The following is a 22,937-nucleotide window of genomic DNA, read 5'->3' as shown; positions in this document are numbered from 1 at the left end:
CCCGGACGAAGCAAGAAGAAGCCAGCGGAGGCCAGAAGAAACCTCCTGCTCAAGCCTCACTGGAACAGGCGCGAAAACCTGGTCACGAATGTCAGATTCGCCCCACTGGGTGCCTCAAACCCGGGAAATTCGGGCGCGAGGCCCTCTGGTGGAGAACGATCGTCGTACCGCACAATGCAGTGCCGCAGGTCACAGCGCTCCCAAGTGGCGAGACACGTGCTCCGGCGGCCGAGTGCGACCGATAAACTGGTCTCGGACGACGCCGGGCGCAGCTCCCGGCCGTCCACCAATGATCAGCCAGCAGCCGCTGCAACCACAGGGAGCGATGTGTCCCGCCGTCTCTTCACCTCGGAGTCTGTGACCGAGGGTCACCCCGACAAGATCGCTGACCAGATCAGCGACACCATTCTCGACGCCCTTCTGCGTGAGGACCCGAAATCCCGGGTCGCCGTGGAGACGTTGATCACCACCGGCCTGGTGCACGTGGCCGGCGAGGTGACGACCAAGGCGTACGCGCCGATCGCGCAGCTGGTGCGCGACAAGATCCTCGAGATCGGTTACGACTCCTCCAAGAAGGGCTTCGACGGCGCCTCCTGCGGCGTCTCGGTGTCCATCGGCTCGCAGTCCCCCGATATCGCGCAGGGCGTCGACACGGCGTACGAGAAGCGCGTCGAGGGCGACGAGGACGAGCTCGACAAGCAGGGCGCGGGCGACCAGGGCCTGATGTTCGGTTACGCGTGCGACGAGACGCCGGAGCTGATGCCGCTCCCGATCCACCTCGCGCACCGCCTTTCGCGCCGCCTCTCCGAGGTCCGCAAGAACGGGACCATTCCGTACCTGCGCCCCGACGGCAAGACCCAGGTCACCATCGAGTACGACGGCGACAAGGCCGTCCGCCTCGACACGGTCGTCGTCTCCTCGCAGCACGCGTCGGACATCGACCTGGACTCGCTCCTCGCCCCCGACATCAGGGAGTTCGTGGTCGAGCCCGAGCTGCGGGCGCTCCTCGAGGACGGCATCAAGCTGGAGACCGAGGGCTACCGCCTCCTGGTCAACCCGACAGGCCGCTTCGAGATCGGCGGCCCGATGGGCGACGCCGGCCTGACCGGCCGCAAGATCATCATCGACACGTACGGCGGCATGGCCCGCCACGGCGGCGGCGCCTTCTCCGGCAAGGACCCGTCCAAGGTCGACCGCTCGGCCGCCTACGCGATGCGCTGGGTCGCCAAGAACGTGGTCGCCGCGGGCCTCGCCGCGCGCTGCGAGGTCCAGGTCGCCTACGCGATCGGCAAGGCCGAGCCGGTGGGCCTGTTCGTGGAGACCTTCGGCACGGCCACGGTCGACACCGACAAGATCGAGGCCGCCATCGCCGAGGTCTTCGACCTGCGCCCGGCCGCGATCATCCGCGACCTGGACCTGCTGCGCCCGATCTACGCGCAGACCGCCGCCTATGGCCACTTCGGCCGGGCGATTCCCGACTTCACGTGGGAGCGGACGGATCGGGTGGATGCTCTGCGGAAGGCTGCGGGGCTGTAGCCCACGCCCTCCGGCTCTCCGCCGCTCGGCTCTCTGAGGCCCGGCTCTCTCCTCGTGGGAGAGCCGGGCCTCAGCGTGTCACGTGTCCTGCGCGGGACGGTCCTCGTCCCGCGCAGGGACAGGACCCGCACCGTCCGCGTGTGGCACGACGTGCGGACCGACCGGCGACATCGCCGGAACCGTCTGCTCTGCCGGGTCCCGGCCGCAGGAGGTCGAAGCGGCCACGCACGTGGCCGGACCTGGGCTCTTGCGGTTCGGTGATGTGTACCCGTAGCGCGAATGAGCGCCTGGGTCGGGCGCGGGAGCGGTGTCAGTGCGGTCTGGTAGGAATGCTGCTGTGAGCAGCGAGAATCGGAAATCTGAGGAGGAGGCCGGGGCCGGGCCTCCGGAGCAGCTTGCGCTCATTCGGGAAGCGGTGCGCAAGGCCGATGTGCCCCGGGCCAAGCCGCGGACGTGGCGGGGGGCTCCGTTGGCCAAGAGCTTGCCGGTGGCCCGGGTGCTCGTGGACAAAGGTGTGCTGCATCTTGATCGGTACTTCGACTACGCGGTGCCCGAGGAGTTGGACGAGCAGGCGCAGCCCGGGGTGCGGGTCCGGGTGCGGTTCGGGGCCGGGGCGCGGAACGTGCGGGGCGGGCGGCGTGAGGGCGGGGGGTTGATCGACGGGTTCCTCGTGGAGCGGGTCGCCGAGTCCGACTACTCCGGGCCCCTGGCTGCTCTGGCGCAGGTCGTCTCGCCTGAGCCTGTGCTTGAGGCCGAGTTGCTCGGGCTTGCCCGGGCTGTGGCCGATCGGTACGCGGGCAGCCTCGCCGATGTGTTGCAGCTGGCCGTTCCGCCCCGGCACGCGCGGGCCGAGACGCGGAAGGCCGGGGAGGTTCCGGCTCCTCCGGGCGCGCCTGAAGTGGGGTCCTGGCGGCGGTACGGGCACGGGGCGGAGTTCCTCGGGGCGCTCGCCTCGGGGGGCGCGCCCCGGGCCGTGTGGACCGCCCTTCCCGGGCCGGAGTGGGCCGAGGAGATCGCCAGGGCCGTGCAGGCGACTCTCGCCTCGGGGCGGGGCGCCCTTGTCGTGGTGCCTGCCGGGCGGCCCGCCGCGAGGGTTGACGCGGCGCTGACCCGGCTGATGGGGGCGGGGCAGCACGCTCTGCTCACCGCTGATGTGGGGCAGGAGCGGCGGTATCGGGAGTGGCTCTCCGTGCGGCGGGGCGCCGTGCGGGCTGTGGTGGGCACCCGGGCCGCCATGTTCGCCCCCGTACGGAATCTCGGGCTTGTCGCCGTGTGGGACGACGGCGATGCCAGTCACAGCGATGACAATGCTCCCTTTCCGCATGTCCGTGAGGTGCTCGAACTGCGGGCCTCGCGGGACAAGTGCGGCTTTCTGCTGGGGAGTTGGAGTTGCACGGTTGAGGCCGCGCAGCTTGTGGAGAGTGGATGGGCCGCGCCGCTCGTCGCCGATCGTGAGCAGGTGCGGGGGGCCGCGCCGCTCGTACGGACGGTGGGGGACGGAGATCTCGCCCGGGACGAGGCCGCCCGCGCCGCGCGGCTTCCGACCCTTGCCTGGAACGTGGTGCGCGAGGGCCTCGAGCACGGGCCCGTCCTTGTGCAGGTGCCCCGGCGGGGATATGTGCCCAGGCTCGCGTGCGACAGGTGCCGGGAGCCCGCGCGGTGCCGTCACTGTGCGGGCCCGTTGGAGGCGCGGGACGGCGGTGGGCTGTGGTGCGGCTGGTGTGGCGTGGAGGAAGGCGCGTGGCACTGCGGGGAGTGCGGGGGGTTCCGGCTGCGGGCGCAGGTGGTGGGGGCGCGGCGTACGGCCGAGGAGTTGGGGCGGGCGTTTCCCGCGGTGCCGGTGCGGACCTCGGGACGGGAGCAGGTGCTCGACACCGTGGCGGGGGCGCCCGCGTTGGTGGTGAGCACGCCGGGGGCCGAGCCTGTCGCCGAGGGCGGCTATGCCGCGGCTCTGCTGCTCGACGGGTGGGCCATGCTGGGGCGGCCCGATCTGCGGGCCGGGGAGGAAGCGTTGCGGCGGTGGATCGGCGCGGCCTCGCTGGTGCGGCCGCAGGGGGTCGGCGGGACGGTGGTGGTCGTCGCCGAGCCGACTCTGCGGCCCGTGCAGGCGCTTGTGCGGTGGGATCCCGTGGGGCACGCGGTGCGAGAGCTTTCCGAGCGGGCCGAGCTCGGGTTTCCGCCCGTGTCGCGGATGGCCTCGGTGGCGGGGACGTCGGAGGCGCTCTCCGGGTTTCTCGCCGGGGCCGAACTTCCGGAGGACGCGGTGGTGTTGGGGCCCGTTCCGGTGCCGGACGCGGGGCCCGGTCCTGTACGGCGGGCCGGGTCGGCGCCGGTCGGGGAGCAGTGGGAGCGGGTGCTGATTCGGGTGCCGCCGGGGAGTGGGGCCGCGCTTGCCGCTTCGCTCAAGGTGGCGCAGGCGGCGCGGATGGCCCGGGGGGCAGTTGAGCCTGTTCGGATTCGGGTGGACCCCCTGGATATCGGATAGGCCTTGTCGCCGTCGCTGGGGGCCTGGGGGCGGTCCGCCACAGGGCCTCAACGGCAGCGGCTGCCCCCGCCGGGTGGGGGACCCGGTGGAGACAGCGGTCGCCGGTGGTGTGGTCAGCCGTTGCGGGGGCCCGGGAACGCGTTGGGGCGGGGGTCCTCGCGGAGGGCGGGGCTGCCTGCCGTGGGCTGGGTCGGCATCGCGCGGGCCGCGGGGACCGAGGGGAGCGGGGCGCCGACCGGGACCGGGGGCCGGGCGGTCGTGGGAGAGGGCACCACCTCCGTGGCGCGCTCCGCGTCCGCCGCCGCCTGGGCCGTGGCCCGGCGGGCGCCGTAACGGCGGTGCACCGCCTGCTTGGTGACCCCGAGGGCCGAGCCCACCGCGTCCCACGAGAAGCCCAGCGAGCGGTCGAAGTCCACCGCGGCCGTGACCAGCGTCTCGACGCTGTCCCGCAGTTCCTGGGCGAGGCGGACGGTCGGGGCGGGGGCGCGCCCGTACACGACGAAACCCGCTGAGGGGCTCGAGCGGCGCGGGCGGTAGACGTTGCCGAGCTGGGCGGTGAGCGTACGCAATGCGTCCACCTGCCGGCGGACCCGCTCGATGTCCCGAACCAGGAGATGCAGGCTGGCCCGTGCCTGGGCGTCGTGGGTTGCGTGGTCGGCCATGAACAAGCCTCTCGAACCGGCGTTGAAAAGGATGCGGGCCCCGTCAGCGGCCCGTTGTGGTCAACTCTTTCTTGACCAACGCGCTAGTTCGTGTGGGGTCACGGTGCAGGGGCGTATGCGCATATGCACGGGGCGCGTGTCCGCGCGTACGCCCCCAGGTGAGCGGCACCGCGGACAAGGGGTCCAGCACGGGCGGCCCCGCGGGGAGCGGCCCGGCGGAGCGGCTCATAGACTGGTGCGCTGCCCGCACATTTCCGTCCGAGAGGCCGACAGCCACCGATGAAGCTCGTCTTCGCAGGCACCCCCGAGGTCGCCGTCCCCGCCCTGGACGCCCTGATCGCCTCCGACCGGCACGAGGTGGCCGCCGTCGTCACCCGGCCCGACGCTCCCGCCGGACGTGGCCGCAGGCTCATCGCGAGCCCCGTCGCCCAGCGCGCGGAGGAAGCCGGCATTGAGGTGCTCAAGCCCGCGAAGCCGCGCGACGAGGAGTTCCTGGCGCGGCTGCGCGAGATCGCGCCCGACTGCTGCCCGGTCGTCGCCTACGGCGCGCTGCTGCCCAAGGTCGCCCTGGACGTCCCGGCCCGCGGCTGGGTCAACCTGCACTTCTCGCTGCTGCCCGCCTGGCGCGGTGCCGCGCCCGTCCAGCACGCCGTGATGGCGGGGGACGAGATCACGGGGGCCTCCACCTTCCTGATCGAGCAGGGACTCGACTCCGGGCCGGTGTACGGCACCGTCACCGAGGTCGTCAGGGCCACCGACACCAGCGGTGACCTGCTCACCCGCCTCGCCTTCGCGGGTTCCGGACTGCTCGCCGCCACCATGGACGGCATCGAGGACGGCTCCCTGAAGGCCGTACCGCAGCCCGCCGACGGCATCACCCTCGCCCCGAAGATCACCGTCGAGGACGCCCAGGTGGACTGGGCCGCTCCGGCGCTCCGCGTCGACCGCGTCGTGCGCGGCTGCACCCCGGCGCCCGGAGCCTGGTCCGTGTTCCGCGGCGAGCGGCTGAAGATCATCCAGGCCGCTCCCGTCGCCGACCGCACCGACCTCGCGCCCGGCGAGCTCGCCGCCGCCAAGAACAACGTGTACGTCGGCACCGGCTCGCACGCCGTCGAACTGCTCTGGGTCCAGCCGCAGGGCAAGAAGCCGATGCGCGGCGCCGACTGGGCGCGCGGGGTGCGGATCGCCCCGGACGAGCGCCTCGGCGCCACCGACGTACGCTGAATCAGTTCGCCCCATCCAATAGCGGAGCACCTTTGAACGACCAGCCCGGCCGGCGTCCCCAGAAGCAGGGCAAGCCCGGCAAGCCCCACCGCCGTCCCAAGAAGGACCCTGTCCGCTTCCTCGCCTTCGAGGCGCTGCGGGCGGTGGACGAGCGCGACGCCTACGCGAACCTCGCCCTGCCGCCGCTCCTGCGCAAGGCCCGTGACAAGGGCGATTTCGACGCGCGTGACGCCGCGCTCGCCACCGAGCTCGTCTACGGGACGCTGCGCAGGCAGGGAACGTACGACGCGATCGTGGCCGCCTGCATCGACCGGCCGCTGCGCGAGGTCGACCCGCCGGTCCTCGACGTCCTGAACATGGGCGTGCACCAGTTGCTCGGGACGCGCATCCCGACGCACGCCGCCGTCTCCGCCTCCGTGGAGCTGGCGCGTGTGGTGCTCGGTGACGGGCGGGCCAAGTTCGTCAACGCGGTCCTGCGCAAGGTCGCCGCCGACGATCTCGACGGCTGGGTGGAGAAGGTCGCGCCGCCCTACGACGAGGACGCCGAGGACCACCTCGCCGTCGTCCACTCGCATCCCCGCTGGGTCGTCTCCGCGCTCTGGGACGCGCTCGGCGGCGGCCGTGCGGGCATCGAGGATCTCCTGGAAGCCGACAACGAGCGGCCCGAGGTGACCCTGGTGGCCCGGCCGGGACGAACCACCGCCGATGAACTCCTCGACGCGGTCGGCGAGGAGTCCGCGCTGCCGGGACGCTGGTCGCCGTACGCCGTGCGGCTCAGCGAAGGCGGCGAGCCCGGATCGATCGGCGCCGTGCGCGAGGGCCGTGCCGGTGTCCAGGACGAGGGCAGCCAGCTCGTCGCGATCGCACTCGCGAACGCCCCGGTCGAGGGGCGCGACGAGAGGTGGCTCGACGGATGCGCGGGCCCCGGCGGCAAGGCCGCCATGCTCGCCGGTCTGGCCGCCCAGCGCGGCGCGGCCCTGCTCGCCGCCGAGAAGCAGCCGCACCGGGCCCGCCTCGTCGCGCAGGCCCTGCGCGGCAACCCCGGCCCGTACGAGGTCATCGCCGCCGACGGCACCCGGCCGCCCTGGCAGCCAGGCACCTTCGACCGTGTCCTGATGGACGTGCCCTGCACGGGGCTCGGTGCCCTGCGCCGCCGCCCCGAGGCCCGCTGGCGGCGCCGTCCGGAGGACCTGGAGGGCTTCGCGCCGCTCCAACGGGGTCTGCTGCGTACCGCGTTGGAGTCCGTGCGCGTCGGGGGCGTAGTCGGTTACGCCACCTGTTCACCGCATCTGGCGGAGACGCGCGCCGTCGTCGACGACGTGCTCAAGCAGCACGAGGGCGCCGCCGAACTGATCGACGCGCGCCCGCTGCTGCCCGGCGTCCCGGCCCTGGGTGATGGCCCCGACCTCCAGCTGTGGCCGCATCTGCACGGCACGGACGCGATGTACCTAGCGCTGATCCGGCGCACCGCCTGAGTTCGCGGCACCGCCTGAGTGCGGACCGCCCGAGTTCGGACTGCCCGGGTTCGGACCGCCCGGGGGCGCCGCCGGAGTACGGACCGCCGAGTCCTTGCTCAGGGCGTGCGGCCACCACACCTTCGGCCCCACGTCCAGGAACAACGCCGTGACCAGGACGGACCGTACGACGAAGGTGTCGAGCAGGACGCCGATCGCGACCGCGAAGCCGATCTCGGCGAATCCCACCATCGGGAGCGTGCCGAGCGCGGCGAACGTGCCCGCCAGGACCAGGCCCGCCGACGTGATGACCGCGCCGGTCGCGGCCAGGCCGGTCAGGACGCCCGCACGGGTGCCCTGCCGGCCCGCCTCCTCACGGATGCGGGTCGACAGGAAGATGTTGTAGTCGATGCCGAGCGCCACCAGGAACACGAAGACGAAGAGCGGGAAGTCCGTGGACTCGCCCGCGTAGTCGAAGACGTGGCGGAAGGCGAGCGCACTGATCCCGAGCGCGGCGGCGAAGGAGAGAACGACCGTCGAGATCAGGAGCAGCGGCGCGACCAGGGTGCGCAGCAGCAGGGTGAGGATCAGCAGGACGACCGCGAGGACGAGCGGGATCACCAGCTTGTTGTCGTGGGTGGTGGCGCGGTCCATGTCGAGGATGGCCGCCGTGTTGCCGCCCACCCGCGCGTCCGCGCCGGGCACCGCGTGCACCCTGTCCCGCACCCGCTCCACGGTCCGCTTGGCCGCCCCGCTGTCGGTGGCGTCGGTCGTCGTCGCCTCGAACAGGACCTTGCCCTCGTACTCCGCTTTCGTCCCCGGCGGTACGACGACGCTCGACGGGACCACCCCACTGGTCCGGGCGATCACGGCGCGGACCTCGTCGCCCCGGTCCGCGTCGGCCACGATCACCAGCGGGTCACCGCTGCCCGCGTCGAAGTACTCGGCCTGCACCTCCTGGCCCACGATCGAGTCCGGCTTGTCCGTGAACGAGTCCGCGTTGCTGACCCCTTCGGCGCGCAGCTGCGTCAGGCCGAGCGCCAGGCCGGCCAGCGCCACGGCCGTGATGGTCCAGGTCAGGCGTGGGCGGCGGGCGATGCGGTTGCCCGTGCGGGCCCACACACCGCGCTCGGTGGGCTCGGCCGAGCCGTTGTGCGGGATCACCGGCCAGAACAGCCACCGGCCGCAGACCACCAGGAGCGCGGGGAACAGCGACAGCATCGCGATCAGGGCGACCGCGACTCCGATGGCGGCGACGGGGCCCAGGCCTCGCGTCGAGTTCATGTCGGCGGCGAGCAGCATCAGCATGCTGACGACGACCGTGGCGCCCGACGCGATCACCGCGGGGCCCGCCCGGTGCAGGGCCAGCTGCATCGCTTCGTGCCGGTCGTCGTGGCGGCGCAGCTCTTCGCGGTAGCGGGCGACCAGGAGCAGGGCATAGTCCGTCCCCGCCCCGAAGACGAGGACCGTCAGGATGCCCGCGCTCTGGCCGTTGACCGTCAGGCCCGCGTGCTCCGCGAGCAGGTAGACCAGCGCCTGCGCGGTGAAGAGAGAGACGATCACCGAGACCAGCGGGACGAGCAGGAGCACCGGACTGCGGTAGGTGATCAGGAGGATCACGACGACGACGCCGCCCGCCGCGAGGAGCAGCGTCGAGTCGAGGCCGTCGAACGCCTCGGACAAGTCCGCGGACGTGCCGCCGGGCCCGGTGACATGCACATCGAGGCCGTCGGCGCTCTCGCCGGTTCCGCCCACCCGCTCACGGATCGAGTCGACGGCGGGCGCGATCCGCTCCCAGCCCTGCGTGCCCATGGTGATGGGCACGAAGACCTGCGCCGCCCTGGCGGCGTCGGCGCCCGCGATCTTCTTCGTGTCGAAGAGGGGGCCGCGCGTCTGGGCGCCGCGGATGCCGTGCGCGCGCAGCTGCCCGAGCTGGCGGACGTCCTTGGCGATCTGCAGCCGGTCCTTGGCCGTGAGGCCGCTCTCGCGGGCGTACACGACGATCGCGGGGATCTGTTCGGGCCGGAATTCGTCGGAGGTCTTGAGGACTTGCGTGGATTCCGCGGAACCGGGCAGCCAGGACGACGCCTGGTTGTCCTGGGCGTCCGTGAGCTTCTGGGCGAGCGGTGCGGCGGCGGCGATCACCACCAGCCAGAAGAGCACCACGAGCCACTTGGTGCGCCGCCCGCACACCAGCCGGGCCACCCCCCGTCCCGCCTGGCGCCGTCCGTCCGACCGTTCGTCTGGCATGGCTACCCCCGCTGCCCCACGTGGTGCCGGTGGACCGCCCAGCATGGCATGCGGTCCATGGTCAGAGGAGTCCGTTGGCTCATGCTTCGGACCGCGGCGGGCAACCGGCGCCGGGCATGGCAGTCTTGGGGCATGGCCGTGCAGATCAACCCCAGCATCCTGTCCGCGGATTTCGCCCGTCTCGCCGAGGAGGCAACGGCGGTCGAAGGCGCCGACTGGCTTCATGTCGACGTCATGGACAACCACTTCGTCCCGAACCTCACCCTGGGGGTACCGGTCGTAGAGTCGCTGGCACGGGCGACGGACACGCCGCTGGACTGCCATCTGATGATCGAGGACGTCGATCGCTGGGCTCCGCAGTACGTCGAAGCGGGCGCCGGATCGGTCACCTTCCACGCGGAGGCCGCCGCCGCACCGGTCCGTCTGGCCCGTGAGATCCGCGCCCAGGGCGCCCGCGCCTCCATGGCGCTGAAGCCCGCGACGCCCATCGAGCCGTACGAGGATCTTCTCCCCGAGCTCGACATGCTGCTGATCATGACGGTCGAGCCGGGCTTCGGAGGGCAGGCGTTCCTCGACATCATGCTGCCGAAGATTCGCCGCACCCGTGAGCTGATCAGCAAGCACGGCCTCGAACTCTGGCTCCAGGTCGACGGCGGGGTCTCGGCGGCGACCATCGAGCGCTGCGCCGAGGCCGGCGCCGACGTCTTCGTGGCGGGCTCCGCCGTGTACGGGGCGGACGACCCGGCGGCGGCGGTACGTGCACTGCGCACCCAGGCGGCGGGGGCGACGGCCGGGGCGGCGTGGGCGTGCGGCCACTGAGCCACAAGAACATGAACGCAGTCCTCCGGGGCTGATCAAGTACGTCGGATCTGCAAGGATGAACGGCGAACCCCGTTGTGCTGCGGCAATGCGCGCGAAGCCGCACCAACGGGTGTGAATGCGTATGCGTGTGAATGTGTGAACGGCAGTTGCTTGAATTGACAGTCTTGAAATGACAGTGAGGAGATCGTCGTGTCGACGGGCGGCCGGTCAGCCATGCGGATGGGACCCGCGGAGCTGGTGCAGGCGGCGGCCATGGCCCGCCGCTTCTATCTCGAGGGCAAGTCCAAGATCCAGATCGCCGAGGAGTTCGGCGTGAGCCGCTTCAAGGTGGCCCGGGTCCTGGAGACGGCCCTTGAGCGTGATCTCGTACGGATCGAGATCCGTGTGCCCGCCGAGCTGGACGCGGAGCGCTCGGACGCGCTGCGCGCCCGCTACGGCCTGCGGCACGCGGTCGTCGTCGAGTCGCCCACCGCGGTCGACGAGGTCGAGGAGTCGCCCGATCCCGAGAACCTCGGCGAGGTCGCGGCCGATCTGCTCGGCGAGCTGGTCAACGAAGGCGATGTCCTCGGTCTCGCGTGGGGGCGCTCGACCATCCACATGGCGGCTGCCCTCGACCAGCTGCCGCCGTGCACCGTGGTGCAGCTGACGGGCGTGTACGACGCCGGGACCGCCGAACGCGGTTCGGTCGAGGCCGTACGGCGTGCCGCGCAGGTATCCGGCGGCGAGGCCCACCCCATCTACGCGCCGATGCTGCTTCCCGACCCGGCCACGGCCGCCGCGCTGCGGAACCAGACCGGGATCGCGCGGGCGTTTGAGTACTTCGACAAGGTCACCGTCGCCGCCGTCTCGATCGGCTCCTGGGAGCCCGGCATCTCCACCGTCCACGACATGCTCAGCGACGAGGAGCGCGCGCACTACGCCTCGCTCGGCGTGGCCGCGGAGATGTCCGCGCATCTCTTCGACGCCGAGGGGCGCCGGGTCGGGCGTGATCTGGGGGAGCGGTGCATCACCGTCGAGGCGGATCGGCTTCGGCGGATTCCTGAGGTGGTCGCCATTGCCGGTGGGCAGCGGAAGGCGGCGGCGATCGACGCGGTGCTGCGTTCCGGGCTTGTCACCAGCTTGGTCACTGACACCGCCGCCGCCGATCAGCTGCTGGTCAGGGGGGCCACTCCGCATCCCGCGCTGGATCGGGAAGACCCGGACGGCAGCTGAGCATCCGCGGGTGCGCTGTGGCCGGTCGCGCGGTTCCCCGCGCCCCTGGCGGGGCCTCGTGGCAGCATCGGGCGCATGCTGACCCGGTTGGTCCCGCGCGTTCTGGCCGCGCTGCTCGTCTGCCTAGCGGTCCTCGTCACGGGGTGTTCCTCCGACGGTGGCGGGGAGGCGCGGGGTTCCGCGCCCGCCTGGGCCCATGGCCTTGCCACCGTCCCCGTCGACCGGCTGCCCGCCGAGGCTCGGGAAACGTTGCGGCTCATCGATGACGGCGGGCCCTTCCCGTACGCCAAGGACGGTTCCGTCTTCGGCAACTTCGAGGGAGAGCTGCCCAGGCAGCGGCGCGGCCACTACCGCGAGTACACCGTGCGCACCCCCGGCGAACGCAACCGGGGCGCACGGCGGATCGTCACCGGGAGCGGCGGCGAGACCTACTACACCGACGACCACTACGCGTCCTTCAAGGCGGTACTGAGATGACGTCCGAACCGCTGGCGCCGGTCCTTGCGGCCGTACGCGCCGCCGGCCTGAGCACCGTCTCGCTCGACCTGAGCGGGGTGAGCGACAAGGCGGCCTTCATGGACCGCTGCGCCCGCGCGCTGGAACTGCCCGACTGGTTCGGGCGCAACTGGGACGCGCTCGCCGACTGCCTCACCGACCTGGGATGGGCGCCCGCCGCCCCCGGCCGCCTGCTCGTCGTCACCGGCTGGCAGGAGTACGCCGAAGCGGCCCCCCAGGAGTGGATCGTCGCCCAGGAGGTGTTCACCGACGCGGTGGCGTACGCGCGAGAACACGGGACGGGACTGGAGGTCGTCCTCGCGCTCGGCACGCGCGCCTGAGCGGACGGTGACCGTCGTGGCCGGTTCTTGGAGGATCCGACCAGGGCTCCTGCGCCCTGCCTGGGTGATCATCCCAGGCGGCACATCGCCCCGGACATGGGACACTGAAGTACGTGCTTTTCCCTCGGCCTAACTGTCCGGGGGCCACCTCTGATCGACTGGGATGAGCAGCACGTGCGTTTCCTCAATGACATCCAGCCTGCGTACGACCTGACGTACGACGACGTCTTCATGGTGCCGAGGCGCTCCGCCGTCGGATCGCGTCAGGGTGTGGACCTCTCCGCCCCGGACGGCACCGGCACCACGATCCCGCTGGTCGTCGCGAACATGACAGCGATCGCCGGGCGCCGGATGGCCGAGACGGTCGCCCGCCGCGGCGGTCTCGTCGTGATCCCGCAGGACATTCCGATCGAGGTCGTCACCGAGGTCATCTCCTGGGTCAAGACGCGCCACCACGTCCTGGACACCCCCATCGTGCTGGCCCCCACGCAGACCGTCGCCGACGCGCTCGCCCTGCTCTCCAAGCGTGCGCACAACGCGGCCGTGGTCGTGGACGCCGACCAGAAGCCGCTCGGCGTCGTCACCGACACGGACCTGAACGGCGTCGACCGCTTCACCCAGATCTCCGAGGTCATGTCGAAGGACCTCGTGCTGCTCGACGCGGACATCGACCCGCGCGACGCATTCAACAAGCTGGACGCCGCCAACCGCCGCTACGCCCCCGCCGTGGGCAAGGACGGCCGCCTCGCCGGCATCCTGACCCGTACGGGCGCCCTGCGCGCGACCCTCTACTCGCCCGCCCTCGACGCCAACGGCAAGCTGCGCATCGCCGCCGCCGTCGGCATCAACGGCGACGTCGCGACCAAGGCCAAGCAACTCCTCGACGCGGGCGCCGACACACTCGTCGTGGACACCGCGCACGGCCACCAGGAGTCGATGATCGCCGCGGTGAAGGCCGTGCGCGCGCTCGACCCGCAGGTGCCGATCGTCGCGGGCAACATCGTCGCCGCCGAGGGGGTACGTGACCTGATCGAGGCCGGTGCCGACATCATCAAGGTCGGCGTGGGCCCCGGTGCCATGTGCACCACGCGCATGATGACCGGCGTCGGCCGCCCGCAGTTCTCTGCGGTGCTCGAATGCGCCGCCGAAGCCGCCAAGTTCGGCAAGCACGTGTGGGCCGACGGCGGTGTCCGGCACCCCCGTGACGTCGCCATGGCGCTGGCCGCCGGTGCGTCGAACGTCATGATCGGTTCGTGGTTCGCCGGGACGTACGAGTCCCCGGGCGACCTGCAGCAGGACGCCAACGGCCGCCTCTACAAGGAGTCGTTCGGCATGGCGTCGGCGCGTGCGGTGAAGAACCGCACCAGCGAGGAGTCGGCTTACGACCGTGCCCGCAAGGCGCTCTTCGAGGAGGGCATCTCGACCTCCCGGATGTTCCTCGACCCGGAGCGGCCCGGCGTCGAGGACCTGATCGACTCGATCATCGCCGGTGTCCGTTCCTCCTGCACGTATGCCGGTGCCGGTTCGCTCGCGGAGTTCGCCGAGCGGGCGACCGTGGGTGTGCAGAGCGCCGCGGGCTACGCGGAGGGCAAGCCTCTGCACGCCAGCTGGAGCTAGCCGCTTCGCGGGGAGCTGCGCCATTCGTCCGCGGGTTCGCCGCGACTGGTCGCGCAGTTCCCCGCGTCCCTGCGGGGCCTGATACCTCGGCCTTCGCCAGCGGTTCGTGGCCCGCGTCGCCCGGATGGACCCCGTCCACCAAGTGCCCGGCGCGCAGCGGCCCGGCGCCCGGCAGCAGGTCCGCCCCCGTGCCTCGTGCCGCCCGCTCCACAGCGGTCAGCGGTCCGTAGCTCCCCGAGCAGGACCCCGGGCGCGGGGCAGTGCGCGCCCCTCGCGGAAGTGGTGCTCCACGGCCCGCACCGTGCGGATGGGTCCGTTCCAGGGCTTCGGTACGTCGGTCTCGTACAGCGCATCGCGGTCCATGGCCTGCCGCCTCCCTCTCGACCGTTCTCCGGTGCGCGATCGGCCCGACCGGGGCGCACGATGAGGCGGATCCGACGAGATGCCAACCTCTTGCCGGGCGCCTCGGCACGCAACGGACGAATCGGACCGCGCAACGAAGGCCCGCGGGGAGGGGAAGTACGCAACGATCGTGCGGGGCCGCGCAAGGTTGCTCCATTACGTATGTGAAGCTCGCCTCATAGAGTCATCCGCTGTACGTGGTGTGGCGGGGCCCGCCTGCTCGGCGGTCCCCGACCATGCGTGGGAGCTGCCGCGGGTCCCGCCGCCCTGACCGGCAGCGATGAAGGAGCCACGCGTGCTCGACCAAGGCGCACCCCCGCAGGACCGCCAGAACCCCTCGGGGGCCAGGGGGTTCGGCGGCCGCTTGATGCGGCGCAAGCCGGTGGAACTCCTGGTCGCGGAGGGCGGCCAGGGCGAAGGCGGCTCGCTGCGGCGCTCCCTCGGCATGTGGCAGCTGACCATGATCAGCATCGGCGCCACGCTCGGCACCGGCATCTTCGTCGTCCTCGGCGAGAGCGTCCCCAAGGCCGGGCCCGCCGTGACCCTGTCCTTCGTGCTCGCGGGCCTCACCGCCCTCTTCTCCGCGCTCTCCTACGCCGAACTGGCGGGCTCCATCCCGGTCGCGGGGTCCTCGTACTCGTACGCGTACGCAACGATGGGTGAACTCGTCGCCTGGGTCTGCGGCTGGTGTCTGGTCCTGGAGTACGGCGTCTCGGTCGCCGCCGTCGCCGTCGGCTGGGGCGAATACCTCAACGAACTGCTCGACGGCACCATCGGCGTCACCATCCCGGACGTGCTCTCCTCGGCACCCGGCGAGGGCGGCTTCATCAACCTGCCCGGCCTGATCGTCGTCCTGCTCGCCATGGTGTTCCTGCTCGGCGGCGCCAAGGAGTCGGCGCGGGCCAACACGATCATGGTCATCGTGAAGATCGCCGCGCTCGCGCTCTTCTGCACCATCGGTTTCATGGGTTTCAAGTCCGGCAACTACTCCGACTTCATGCCGCTCGGCACGGCCGGCGTCAGCGCCGCCGCCGCGAGCCTCTTCTTCTCGTACATCGGCTTCGACGCCGCCTCCACCGCCGGTGAGGAAGCGAAGAACCCGCAGCGCGACCTGCCCCGGGCGATCATGCTGTCGCTGATCATCGTCACGGCGCTCTACGTCCTGGTCGCGGCCGTCGCCGTCGGCGCCTGGAACTGGAAGGACTTCGAGGGCTCGGAGGCCACGCTCGCCGCGATCATGAACGACGTCAGCGGCCAGAGCTTCTGGGGCACGCTGCTCGCCGCGGGCGCGGTCATCTCCATCGCCTCCGTCGTCCTGACCGTCCTCTACGGCCAGACCCGCGTCCTGTTCGCCATGTCCCGTGACGGCCTGGTCCCCAAGGTCTTCGGCAAGGTCAGCAGGAAGACGGGCACGCCCCGCGTGAACACGGTCATCGTGTCGCTGTTCTGCGCCGCGCTCGCCTCCGTCATCCCGCTCGGCAAGCTCGTCGACGCCACCAGCATCGGTACGCTCTTCGCCTTCGGTCTGGTCAACATCGCGGTCGTCGTGCTGCGCCGGACGCGCCCGGACATGCCGCGCACCTTCCGGGTGCCGCTCGGCTGGCTCTTCCCTGTGCTCGGCTTCGGATTCTGCGCCTACAACATGTTCAGCCTCGACTCCATCACCTGGATCGTCTTCGGTGTCTGGATGGCCGTCGGCCTCGTGTTCTACTTCTTTTACGGCATGAGCCGCTCCCGATTGGCCTCCGCAGAAAAGTGATCCACCCCCAGTGCGACTGAACGATCTCGACGAACGCATCGTGCACGCCCTCGCCGAGGACGCCCGCCGTTCCTACGCCGACATCGGCCAGCTGGTCGGGCTCTCCGCGCCCGCCGTCAAGCGGCGCGTGGACCGGCTCCGGGAGACGGGCGCCATCACGGGATTCACCGTGCGGGTCGACCCGGCCGCGCTCGGCTGGGAGACCGAGGGGTTCATCGAGATCTACTGCCGTCGCAATACCTCGCCCGAGGCGATTCGGCGGGGTCTTGAGCGGTATCCGGAGATCGCGTCCGCGTCCACCGTCACCGGTGACGCGGACGCGGTCGTCCAGGTTTTCGCCGCTGACATGCGGCATTTCGAGCGCGTACTTGAGCGGATCGCCGGCGAGCACTTCGTGGAGCGGACGAAGTCCGTGCTCGTGCTCTCGCCCTTGATGCGGCGATTCTCTTCCGGGGCGCCCGCGTAGCGCCCTGGCCGCGGGTCCGCTCCGGCTCGTCGCTCAGCTCCCCGCGGCCCTTACGGGCGCGGATCCATCGGGCGTACGTGAAGGTCGCCGCTGCCCGGCTTCGTCCTTTCGAACGGGGCCGCGCTCACGCACTTGGGCATGTCGTCCGGCAGGTCGTTCGGGATGCCGACCATCGCCCAGCTGTAGCCGAAGCGGTCCTGCTCGCCCCGGTCGTGGACCGTCATGCCGACACGCTTGCCGACCGCTCCTTTGAGGCCGCCGTCCGCCTTCGTGATGACCGCCGACACCGTGGCGACCTTTCCGCCGGTCAGCAGGCAGTCCACGCGGGCCTCGGCGGAGCCGCCGAACTTGGGGTTCTCTGCGTTCTCGATGTAATGGCTCAACTTGACGGTGCCGTGCGCCTTGCCCGGGTCGTTCTTGTCCGCCGCGTCCAGATGGGCGTCGAACGTGATGGTGGCGTTGTCGCCGGGAGGCCGGTCCAGCTTGGCGGTTCCGGTCAGGGCGGCGGCCTCGCGCCCGGGGTGCGGGGCGTCCGACGCGGTGGCGGAGCCCGCGGCTCCGGCGAGCGCGAGGAGCGTGGCGCCCACGGCGACGACCTGGATGAGGGTGGAGCGGCGGTGCATGGGTGGCCCCCGTCTGGCTGTTGGTCCGCCCGGTCCTTCCGGGCGTGATCCACACTCCCGTGGACCGGCGCCCGGTGCATCGTGCGCGAGGGGGTGTCCGCCTCCGCCGCGTGGCGGGGAACGGCTGGTTCGTGAGGTGGAGACGCCGGACCCGCCCGACCCCCGTACGGGTGGGCCCGGCGTCGGTCAGTTGGTCGGGTAGGTCGGGTGCCAGGGCCGCACGTGAAAGTCGCCCGTGCCCTTCTTGACCTTCTCGAAGGGCGCCGAGCTCGTGCACTTGGTCAGCTTCTTGGTCCCGTCGGGGCTGCCCACCGCGGCCCAGCTGTAGCCCACGCGGTCGTGCTCGCCCTGGTCGTGGACGCTGAAGCCGACCCGGCCGCCCTTGATGTCCTTCAGGTTGGTGCCGGTGATGATCCCGGTGGCCGTGGCGACCTTGCCGCCCGTCATCAGGCAGTCGATACGTCCCTCGGCCCAGCCGCCCTTGCCCCCCGGCTTGTCGAGGTGGACGAAGCGGAAGGTGCCGGTCGCCTTGTCCGGGCGCATGTTGTGGCGCTGCGCGAGGTGGGCGTCGAAGGTGAACGTCACGTCCTCGGTGGTCCCGCGGTACAGCTTCGCGGTGCCGGTGAGCGCGGCGGCCTCGCGCTTGTGTGGGTGCGGGCGGCTCTCGGCGGCTTGACGCGCTCCGCTGTCGCCGTGCCCGCCGTCGCCATGCCCGTCGTCGTCCGCGGCGACGGCCGCTCCAGCGGCTGTGGCGCAGATCAGCAGGGCGGTTCCGATGGCGATCACACGGCTGCGGCTGCGGGTGCTGGTGGAGCGGGCAGGGGTGTGGCTGGCGATGCTTGCGTCGCGGCTCACTGGTGGCCTCCTGATGCGGGCCGTTCACCCGGTCCTTCCGGGCGAGATCACGCTCTCGCGACAGGGGGTCCCGGCACGTCCGGCCACGGACGGCAATCCGCCTCCCCCGTGCGGCGGGGACGGGCCCCGCGCACCCTGCGCCGGGCGGTGGACAGCGCTACGACCCCGGTCGCATGCCGCCACGCAACGAATCGCCACTGAGGGTCCGACTCGCGCAACAGATCGAGCGGCGGCTCACAACGCTCGCACCTTGTCGGGCCAGGGCCGCCGACCGTACTGTCTAAACGATCCCCACCAGCCCCTTCGTACGCCCCGAGGTCCGCCATGCCGCCGCTGCGCACAGCCCTGCTCCAGAGCTCGGGCCGCCCCGGCTCCGTCGCCGCCAATCTGAAGGCGCTCGACGAGTCGGCCGCCCGTGCCGCCGAGGGCGGCGCGGGCCTCCTGGTGGCGCCCGAGCTGTACCTCACCGGGTACGCCATCGGCGACGACGTGCCGCGCCTTGCCGAGGCCGCCGACGGGGCATCGGCCGCCGCGATCGCCGAGAGTGCCGTACGCCACGGCGTCGCGATCGCCTACGGCTACCCGGAGCGGGACGGCGAGCAGGTATTCAACTCCGTCCAGCTGATCGGCCCCGACGGCGTGCGCCTGGCCAATTACCGCAAGACCCACCTCTTCGGCTGCTTCGAGCGCGACTCCTTCACCCCTGGTGAACAGGCCGTCGTCCAGGCCGAGTTGGGCGGTCTGCGGATCGGCCTGATGATCTGCTACGACGTGGAGTTCCCGGAGAACGTCCGCGCGCACGCCCTCGCGGGCACCGACCTGCTGCTCGTGCCCACGGCCCAGATGCACCCCTTCCAGTTCGTCGCCGAGTCCGTCGTTCCGGTGCGGGCCTTCGAGAACCAGATGTACGTCGCCTACGTCAACCGGGTCGGCAAGGAGGGGGAGTTCGAGTTCGTCGGGCTCTCCACGCTCGCGGGACCAGACGGAATCGCGCGCACTCGTGCCGGTCGGGAAGAGCAGCTGGTGTTCGCCGACGCGGACCCGGTCTTCCTCGCCGCGTCGCGTGCGGCCAACCCCTATCTGGACGATCGCCGCCCGGGGCTGTACGCGTCCCTGATCTGACCTCCCCCCGCGAGCCCTGAGCCGCCCCCTTCTTCTGTTCTGCCGTTCCCGCAAGGAGTCCGTACCCCATGACGTCCACGGTGCCCACCGCCGTCCAGCACACCGACGCGCAGCCGCCGATCACCATGTTCGGTCCGGACTTCCCGTACGCGTACGACGATTTCCTCGCGCACCCCGCGGGACTCGGCCAGATACCAGCGACCGAGCACGGCACGGAGGTCGCGGTCATCGGCGGTGGCCTTTCCGGCATCGTGGCGGCGTACGAACTGATGAAGATGGGCCTCAAGCCCGTCGTCTACGAGGCCGACCAGATCGGCGGTCGACTCCGCACGGTCGGCTTCGAGGGCTGCTCCACCAACGGCGAAGAGGGAGCCCTCACCGCCGAGATGGGCGCCATGCGCTTCCCGCCGTCCTCGACGGCGCTGCAGCACTACATCGACCTGGTGGGCCTCAAGACCCGGCCGTTCCCCAACCCCCTCGCCGAGTCGACCCCCTCGACGGTCGTCGACCTCAAGGGCGAGTCCCACTACGCGACGTCCGTCGACGACCTCCCCCAGGTCTACCGCGACGTGATGAACGCCTGGAACTCCTGCCTGGAGGAGGGCGCCGACTTCTCCGACATGAACCGCGCCCTGCGCGAGCGCGACGTACCGAAGATCCGTGAGATCTGGTCGAAGCTCGTCGAGAAGCTCGACAACCAGACCTTCTACGGCTTCCTCTGCGAGTCCGAGGCCTTCAAGTCCTTCCGGCACCGCGAGATCTTCGGCCAGGTCGGATTCGGCACGGGCGGCTGGGACACCGACTTCCCGAACTCCATCCTGGAGATCCTGCGCGTCGTCTACACCGAGGCCGACGACCACCACCGCGGCATCGTCGGCGGCAGCCAGCAACTGCCGCTGCGGATGTGGGACCGCGAGCCGCGGAAGATCGTGCACTGGGGGCTCGGCACCTCCCTGAGCTCGCTGCACGAGGGCGGTGTGCCGAAGCCCGCCGTGACCCGTCTCGACCGCACCGCGGGCAACCGCGTCACCGTCACCGACTCCTCGGGCGACATCCGCACCTACCAGGCGGCGATCTTCACCGCGCAGTCCTGGATGCTGCTCTCCAAGATCGCGTGCGACGACACGCTCTTCCCCATCGACCACTGGACGGCGATGGAGCGGACCCACTACATGGAGTCCTCCAAGCTCTTCGTGCCGGTGGACCGTCCGTTCTGGCTGGACAAGGCCGTCGACGACAGGGGGAACCCGACCGGGCGTGACGTCATGTCGATGACGCTCACCGACCGGATGACGCGCGGTACCTACCTGCTCGACGACGGGCCGGACAAGCCCGCCGTCATCTGCCTCTCCTACACCTGGTGCGACGACAGCCTCAAGTGGCTGCCGCTGTCGGCGAACGAGCGCATGGAGGTCATGCTCAAGTCGCTCGGCGAGATCTACCCGAAGGTCGACATCCGGGGGCACATCATCGGCAACCCGGTGACCGTCTCATGGGAGAACGAGCCCTACTTCATGGGCGCCTTCAAGGCGAACCTGCCCGGCCACTACCGCTACCAGCGGCGCCTGTTCACGCACTTCATGCAGGGCTCCTTGCCCGAGGACAAGCGGGGCATCTTCCTCGCCGGTGACGACATCTCCTGGACGGCGGGCTGGGCCGAGGGCGCTGTGCAGACGGCGCTGAACGCGGTGTGGGGCGTGATGCACCACTTCGGCGGTGCGACCGACGCGACCAACCCCGGGCCCGGCGATGTGTACGACGAGATCGCTCCCGTCGAGCTGCCGGAGGACTGACAGACAGGGCCGTCCCACCTCGGGGCGCGTGGGAATCCGCCGGGCCGCCGTGGTGGCTGGTCGCGCGGTTCCCCGCGCCCCTTCGGGGCGCTCTATACCCCGGCCGCCCGCGCCGCCTCGTACACCTGCGCCGCCAGATCCTTCAGCTCCTGCGCGTCCCGCGTGCTGCCCTGGAGCTCGATGAGGATCTCCTCCACCGCGCCCACCGAGGCGTGTGCCTCCAGGTCCTCCACGATCTGCGCGACGTTGCCCTGGAAGGGGGAGCGCTTGTCGCCCGCGTGCGCCTTCGCCGTGTACCGCGCGTTGACCCGCAGGACGCTCTGGACCGGTTCCGTGCGCCCTCGCTCGACGGCCAGGTCCTTCAGCGCCTGAGCCTGCTCGGCCAGCGCCTTGGCGCCCATGCCGACGGGCATCCAGCCGTCGGCGCGGTCCACGAGCCTGCGCTGGGCGCGGGGGCTGTTGGCGGGCAGCAGGATCGGGATGGGGCGGGCGGGCTTCGGGCCGACCACGGAGGGCGCGATCGTGGTCAGCTCCCCTTCGTACGACACCGGGTCCGGGCCCCAGACCGCGTGGCAGACGTCGATCAGCTCGTCCAGGACCTTGCCGCGCTTGTTGAAGGGGGCCACTGCCGCTGCCGCGTACTCGTCGTGCGACCAGCCCGTGCCGAGGCCCGCTACGACGCGGCCGCCGCTGGCCGCGTCCAACGTGGCCAGCGAGCGCGCCAGTTGGAAGGGCACGTGCAGCGGGGCGACCAGGACGCTGGTGCCCAGGCGCGCCCGCTCCGTGGCCGCCGCTGCCAGCGTCAGTGTGATCAGCGGGTCGGGCACCGAGCGGTACGTGTCCGGCCAGGGCAGGCCCTCGATGCCGTACAGGCCCTGCGTCGCGGGCTCGGGGAACAGGACGCGCTCATAGACCCACAGGCTCTCGTACCCGATCTCCTCGGCCGCGCGGGCCACCGCCGGGACATCACGTCCGATGCTGTACTGCCGGCCCTGCGGGAGGCTGAGTCCGAGTCGTGTGGGCATGCTGGTGCTCCTTCACATCCGGGGTCGCTGCCTTCAACGTACAGCGACAGGACGGGAGTTACCCGGCGACCCTCGCGAAGCGGCCGGATCGGTCCGGTAGGGGCGTGAGGAGCATCCGGCCGACGAGGCCGACCGCCCCGTCCAGGCGGTCGCGGAACGTCTCCGCGACGGAGGGCAGGTCGTGCAGGGCACGCATCGCGAGCGCCGTGGCCCAGGCGCTGTCCCTGGCCCGCTCCAGACTCCAGGAGCCGAGCAGATGGGTGAGCGGGTCGGCGACCTGGAAGAGGTCGGGGCCCGGCATGAGGTCTTCGCGGATGCGCTCCTCCAGTGAGACGAGGATGTCGCCCACGCGGTCGAACTCGTCCTCCAGATCGGCCGGTTCGCAGCCGAGCGCACGACAGGTCTCCACGACGGCCAGCGCGAGGTCGTGCCCGATGTGCGCGTTGATGCCCGCGAGCGCGAACTGCAGCGGACGTACGCCGGGATGGCGCCGGAACTCGAACAGCGGCCGCCAGCAGGCGGGCGGCCGACGGTCCGCGGCCACCGTGTCGACCGCCGTCAGATAGCGCTCGGCGAACAGGACGTCCAGGGTGATCGCGGCTCCGGCGTCCGGGAAACGGCCGCTCTCGACCTGCCGGGCGACCTCCTCGGTGACCGAGAGATAGACCCGGTTGAAGACCCCGACCCCGTCGCCCGAGGGGAATCCGGCGCCCAGCGCGCGCATCCGCGTCACCACGCCGTCGACCCCGTGTGCCGGGCCTGTGTCCGCGAACCGCTCCAACTGCGCCATGGTG

At 71.4% G+C, this 22,937-nt stretch carries 20 protein-coding genes; 13 read left to right on the top strand and 7 right to left on the bottom strand.

Translation table 11 applies throughout. The features are described 5' to 3' along the window. Nucleotides 1-327 precede the first annotated feature (327 nt). Nucleotides 328-1,536, top strand: a complete 1,209-nt coding sequence (gene metK, locus ACFVXC_RS36775; protein WP_389914754.1) for a methionine adenosyltransferase — start codon at nt 328-330, stop codon at nt 1,534-1,536. Between the two features lie 337 nt (nt 1,537-1,873). Then, a complete protein-coding gene (locus ACFVXC_RS36770; protein ID WP_389914751.1) occupies nt 1,874-4,021 on the top strand; it encodes a primosomal protein N' in 2,148 nt (715 codons plus the stop codon). A gap of 113 nt (nt 4,022-4,134) precedes the next feature. Here ACFVXC_RS36770 and ACFVXC_RS36765 read toward each other — a convergent pair whose 3' ends face one another. Next, nucleotides 4,135-4,683 (bottom strand): hypothetical protein, encoded by a 549-nt coding sequence (locus ACFVXC_RS36765; RefSeq protein ID WP_389914749.1) that lies wholly within the window; start codon nt 4,681-4,683, stop codon nt 4,135-4,137. Nucleotides 4,684-4,962: 279 nt separating this feature from the next. Between ACFVXC_RS36765 and fmt the strand changes: the two genes are divergently transcribed. Continuing rightward, nucleotides 4,963-5,907, top strand: coding sequence for a methionyl-tRNA formyltransferase (gene fmt / locus ACFVXC_RS36760; protein WP_389914747.1), 945 nt, complete (start codon nt 4,963-4,965; stop codon nt 5,905-5,907). Between the two features lie 32 nt (nt 5,908-5,939). Next, nucleotides 5,940-7,382, top strand: coding sequence for an RsmB/NOP family class I SAM-dependent RNA methyltransferase (locus ACFVXC_RS36755; protein ID WP_389914744.1), 1,443 nt, complete (start codon nt 5,940-5,942; stop codon nt 7,380-7,382). Here the strand turns inward: ACFVXC_RS36755 and ACFVXC_RS36750 are convergent. Then, nucleotides 7,356-9,611 (bottom strand): MMPL family transporter, encoded by a 2,256-nt coding sequence (locus ACFVXC_RS36750; protein WP_389914741.1) that lies wholly within the window; start codon nt 9,609-9,611, stop codon nt 7,356-7,358. The genes ACFVXC_RS36755 and ACFVXC_RS36750 overlap by 27 nt on opposite strands. A gap of 132 nt (nt 9,612-9,743) precedes the next feature. Between ACFVXC_RS36750 and rpe the strand changes: the two genes are divergently transcribed. The 5 genes from rpe to ACFVXC_RS36725 all read left to right on the top strand — a co-directional run bounded on the left by rpe (nt 9,744) and on the right by ACFVXC_RS36725 (nt 14,098). Further along, nucleotides 9,744-10,430 (top strand): ribulose-phosphate 3-epimerase, encoded by a 687-nt coding sequence (gene rpe, locus ACFVXC_RS36745; RefSeq protein WP_389914911.1) that lies wholly within the window; start codon nt 9,744-9,746, stop codon nt 10,428-10,430. 216 nt (nt 10,431-10,646) lie between these two features. Next, nucleotides 10,647-11,645 (top strand): sugar-binding transcriptional regulator, encoded by a 999-nt coding sequence (locus tag ACFVXC_RS36740; RefSeq protein WP_389914909.1) that lies wholly within the window; start codon nt 10,647-10,649, stop codon nt 11,643-11,645. A gap of 75 nt (nt 11,646-11,720) precedes the next feature. Continuing rightward, nucleotides 11,721-12,122, top strand: a complete 402-nt coding sequence (locus tag ACFVXC_RS36735) for a ribonuclease domain-containing protein (RefSeq protein WP_389914738.1) — start codon at nt 11,721-11,723, stop codon at nt 12,120-12,122. Further along, the gene (locus ACFVXC_RS36730; protein ID WP_389914736.1) at nt 12,119-12,481 is read left to right on the top strand and encodes a barstar family protein; all 363 of its coding nucleotides are present in this window, start codon (nt 12,119-12,121) and stop codon (nt 12,479-12,481) included. Before ACFVXC_RS36735 ends, ACFVXC_RS36730 begins: the two co-directional genes overlap by 4 nt. 174 nt (nt 12,482-12,655) lie before the next feature. Continuing rightward, nucleotides 12,656-14,098: a GuaB1 family IMP dehydrogenase-related protein gene (locus tag ACFVXC_RS36725; RefSeq protein ID WP_389914733.1), complete on the top strand. Its 1,443-nt coding sequence runs from the start codon at nt 12,656-12,658 to the stop codon at nt 14,096-14,098. 216 nt (nt 14,099-14,314) lie between these two features. Here the strand turns inward: ACFVXC_RS36725 and ACFVXC_RS36720 are convergent, their stop codons facing one another. Next, entirely contained in the window at nt 14,315-14,461 is a 147-nt protein-coding gene (locus tag ACFVXC_RS36720) for a hypothetical protein (protein WP_389914731.1), read from the bottom strand. Between the two features lie 334 nt (nt 14,462-14,795). Between ACFVXC_RS36720 and ACFVXC_RS36715 the strand changes: the two genes are divergently transcribed. Then, entirely contained in the window at nt 14,796-16,259 is a 1,464-nt protein-coding gene (locus ACFVXC_RS36715) for an amino acid permease (protein ID WP_389914728.1), read from the top strand. A 10-nt stretch (nt 16,260-16,269) separates the two neighbouring features. Next, nucleotides 16,270-16,725 (top strand): Lrp/AsnC family transcriptional regulator, encoded by a 456-nt coding sequence (locus ACFVXC_RS36710; protein ID WP_351168714.1) that lies wholly within the window; start codon nt 16,270-16,272, stop codon nt 16,723-16,725. A 50-nt stretch (nt 16,726-16,775) separates the two neighbouring features. On the opposite strand, the gene ACFVXC_RS36705 is transcribed toward ACFVXC_RS36710, so the two are convergent. Together ACFVXC_RS36705 and ACFVXC_RS36700 are read right to left on the bottom strand one after the other, a co-directional pair. Further along, nucleotides 16,776-17,348: a Repetin gene (locus ACFVXC_RS36705; protein ID WP_389914724.1), complete on the bottom strand. Its 573-nt coding sequence runs from the start codon at nt 17,346-17,348 to the stop codon at nt 16,776-16,778. 186 nt (nt 17,349-17,534) lie between these two features. Further along, nucleotides 17,535-18,203, bottom strand: a complete 669-nt coding sequence (locus ACFVXC_RS36700) for a Repetin (protein ID WP_389914721.1) — start codon at nt 18,201-18,203, stop codon at nt 17,535-17,537. A gap of 333 nt (nt 18,204-18,536) precedes the next feature. Between ACFVXC_RS36700 and ACFVXC_RS36695 the strand changes: the two genes are divergently transcribed. Both ACFVXC_RS36695 and ACFVXC_RS36690 read left to right on the top strand, forming a co-directional pair. Then, nucleotides 18,537-19,325: a carbon-nitrogen hydrolase family protein gene (locus tag ACFVXC_RS36695; protein ID WP_389914906.1), complete on the top strand. Its 789-nt coding sequence runs from the start codon at nt 18,537-18,539 to the stop codon at nt 19,323-19,325. A 68-nt stretch (nt 19,326-19,393) separates the two neighbouring features. Further along, the gene (locus ACFVXC_RS36690) at nt 19,394-21,118 is read left to right on the top strand and encodes a flavin monoamine oxidase family protein (RefSeq protein ID WP_389914718.1); all 1,725 of its coding nucleotides are present in this window, start codon (nt 19,394-19,396) and stop codon (nt 21,116-21,118) included. A gap of 92 nt (nt 21,119-21,210) precedes the next feature. Here ACFVXC_RS36690 and ACFVXC_RS36685 read toward each other — a convergent pair whose 3' ends face one another. Both ACFVXC_RS36685 and ACFVXC_RS36680 read right to left on the bottom strand, forming a co-directional pair. Continuing rightward, nucleotides 21,211-22,143 (bottom strand): LLM class F420-dependent oxidoreductase, encoded by a 933-nt coding sequence (locus ACFVXC_RS36685; RefSeq protein WP_389914715.1) that lies wholly within the window; start codon nt 22,141-22,143, stop codon nt 21,211-21,213. A 58-nt stretch (nt 22,144-22,201) separates the two neighbouring features. Continuing rightward, nucleotides 22,202-22,933 carry a DUF5995 family protein gene (locus tag ACFVXC_RS36680; protein WP_389914712.1) on the bottom strand — a complete coding sequence of 244 codons (732 nt, stop codon included), beginning with the start codon at nt 22,931-22,933 and terminating at the stop codon, nt 22,202-22,204. Between the last annotated feature and the right edge of the window lie 4 nt (nt 22,934-22,937).

The sequence above is a fragment of the Streptomyces sp. NPDC058257 genome (assembly GCF_042881845.1).
GTDB lineage: Bacteria > Actinomycetota > Actinomycetes > Streptomycetales > Streptomycetaceae > Streptomyces.
The sequence above is the reverse complement of the archived record's forward strand: the minus strand, read 5'-3'. Positions and strand labels throughout refer to the sequence as shown.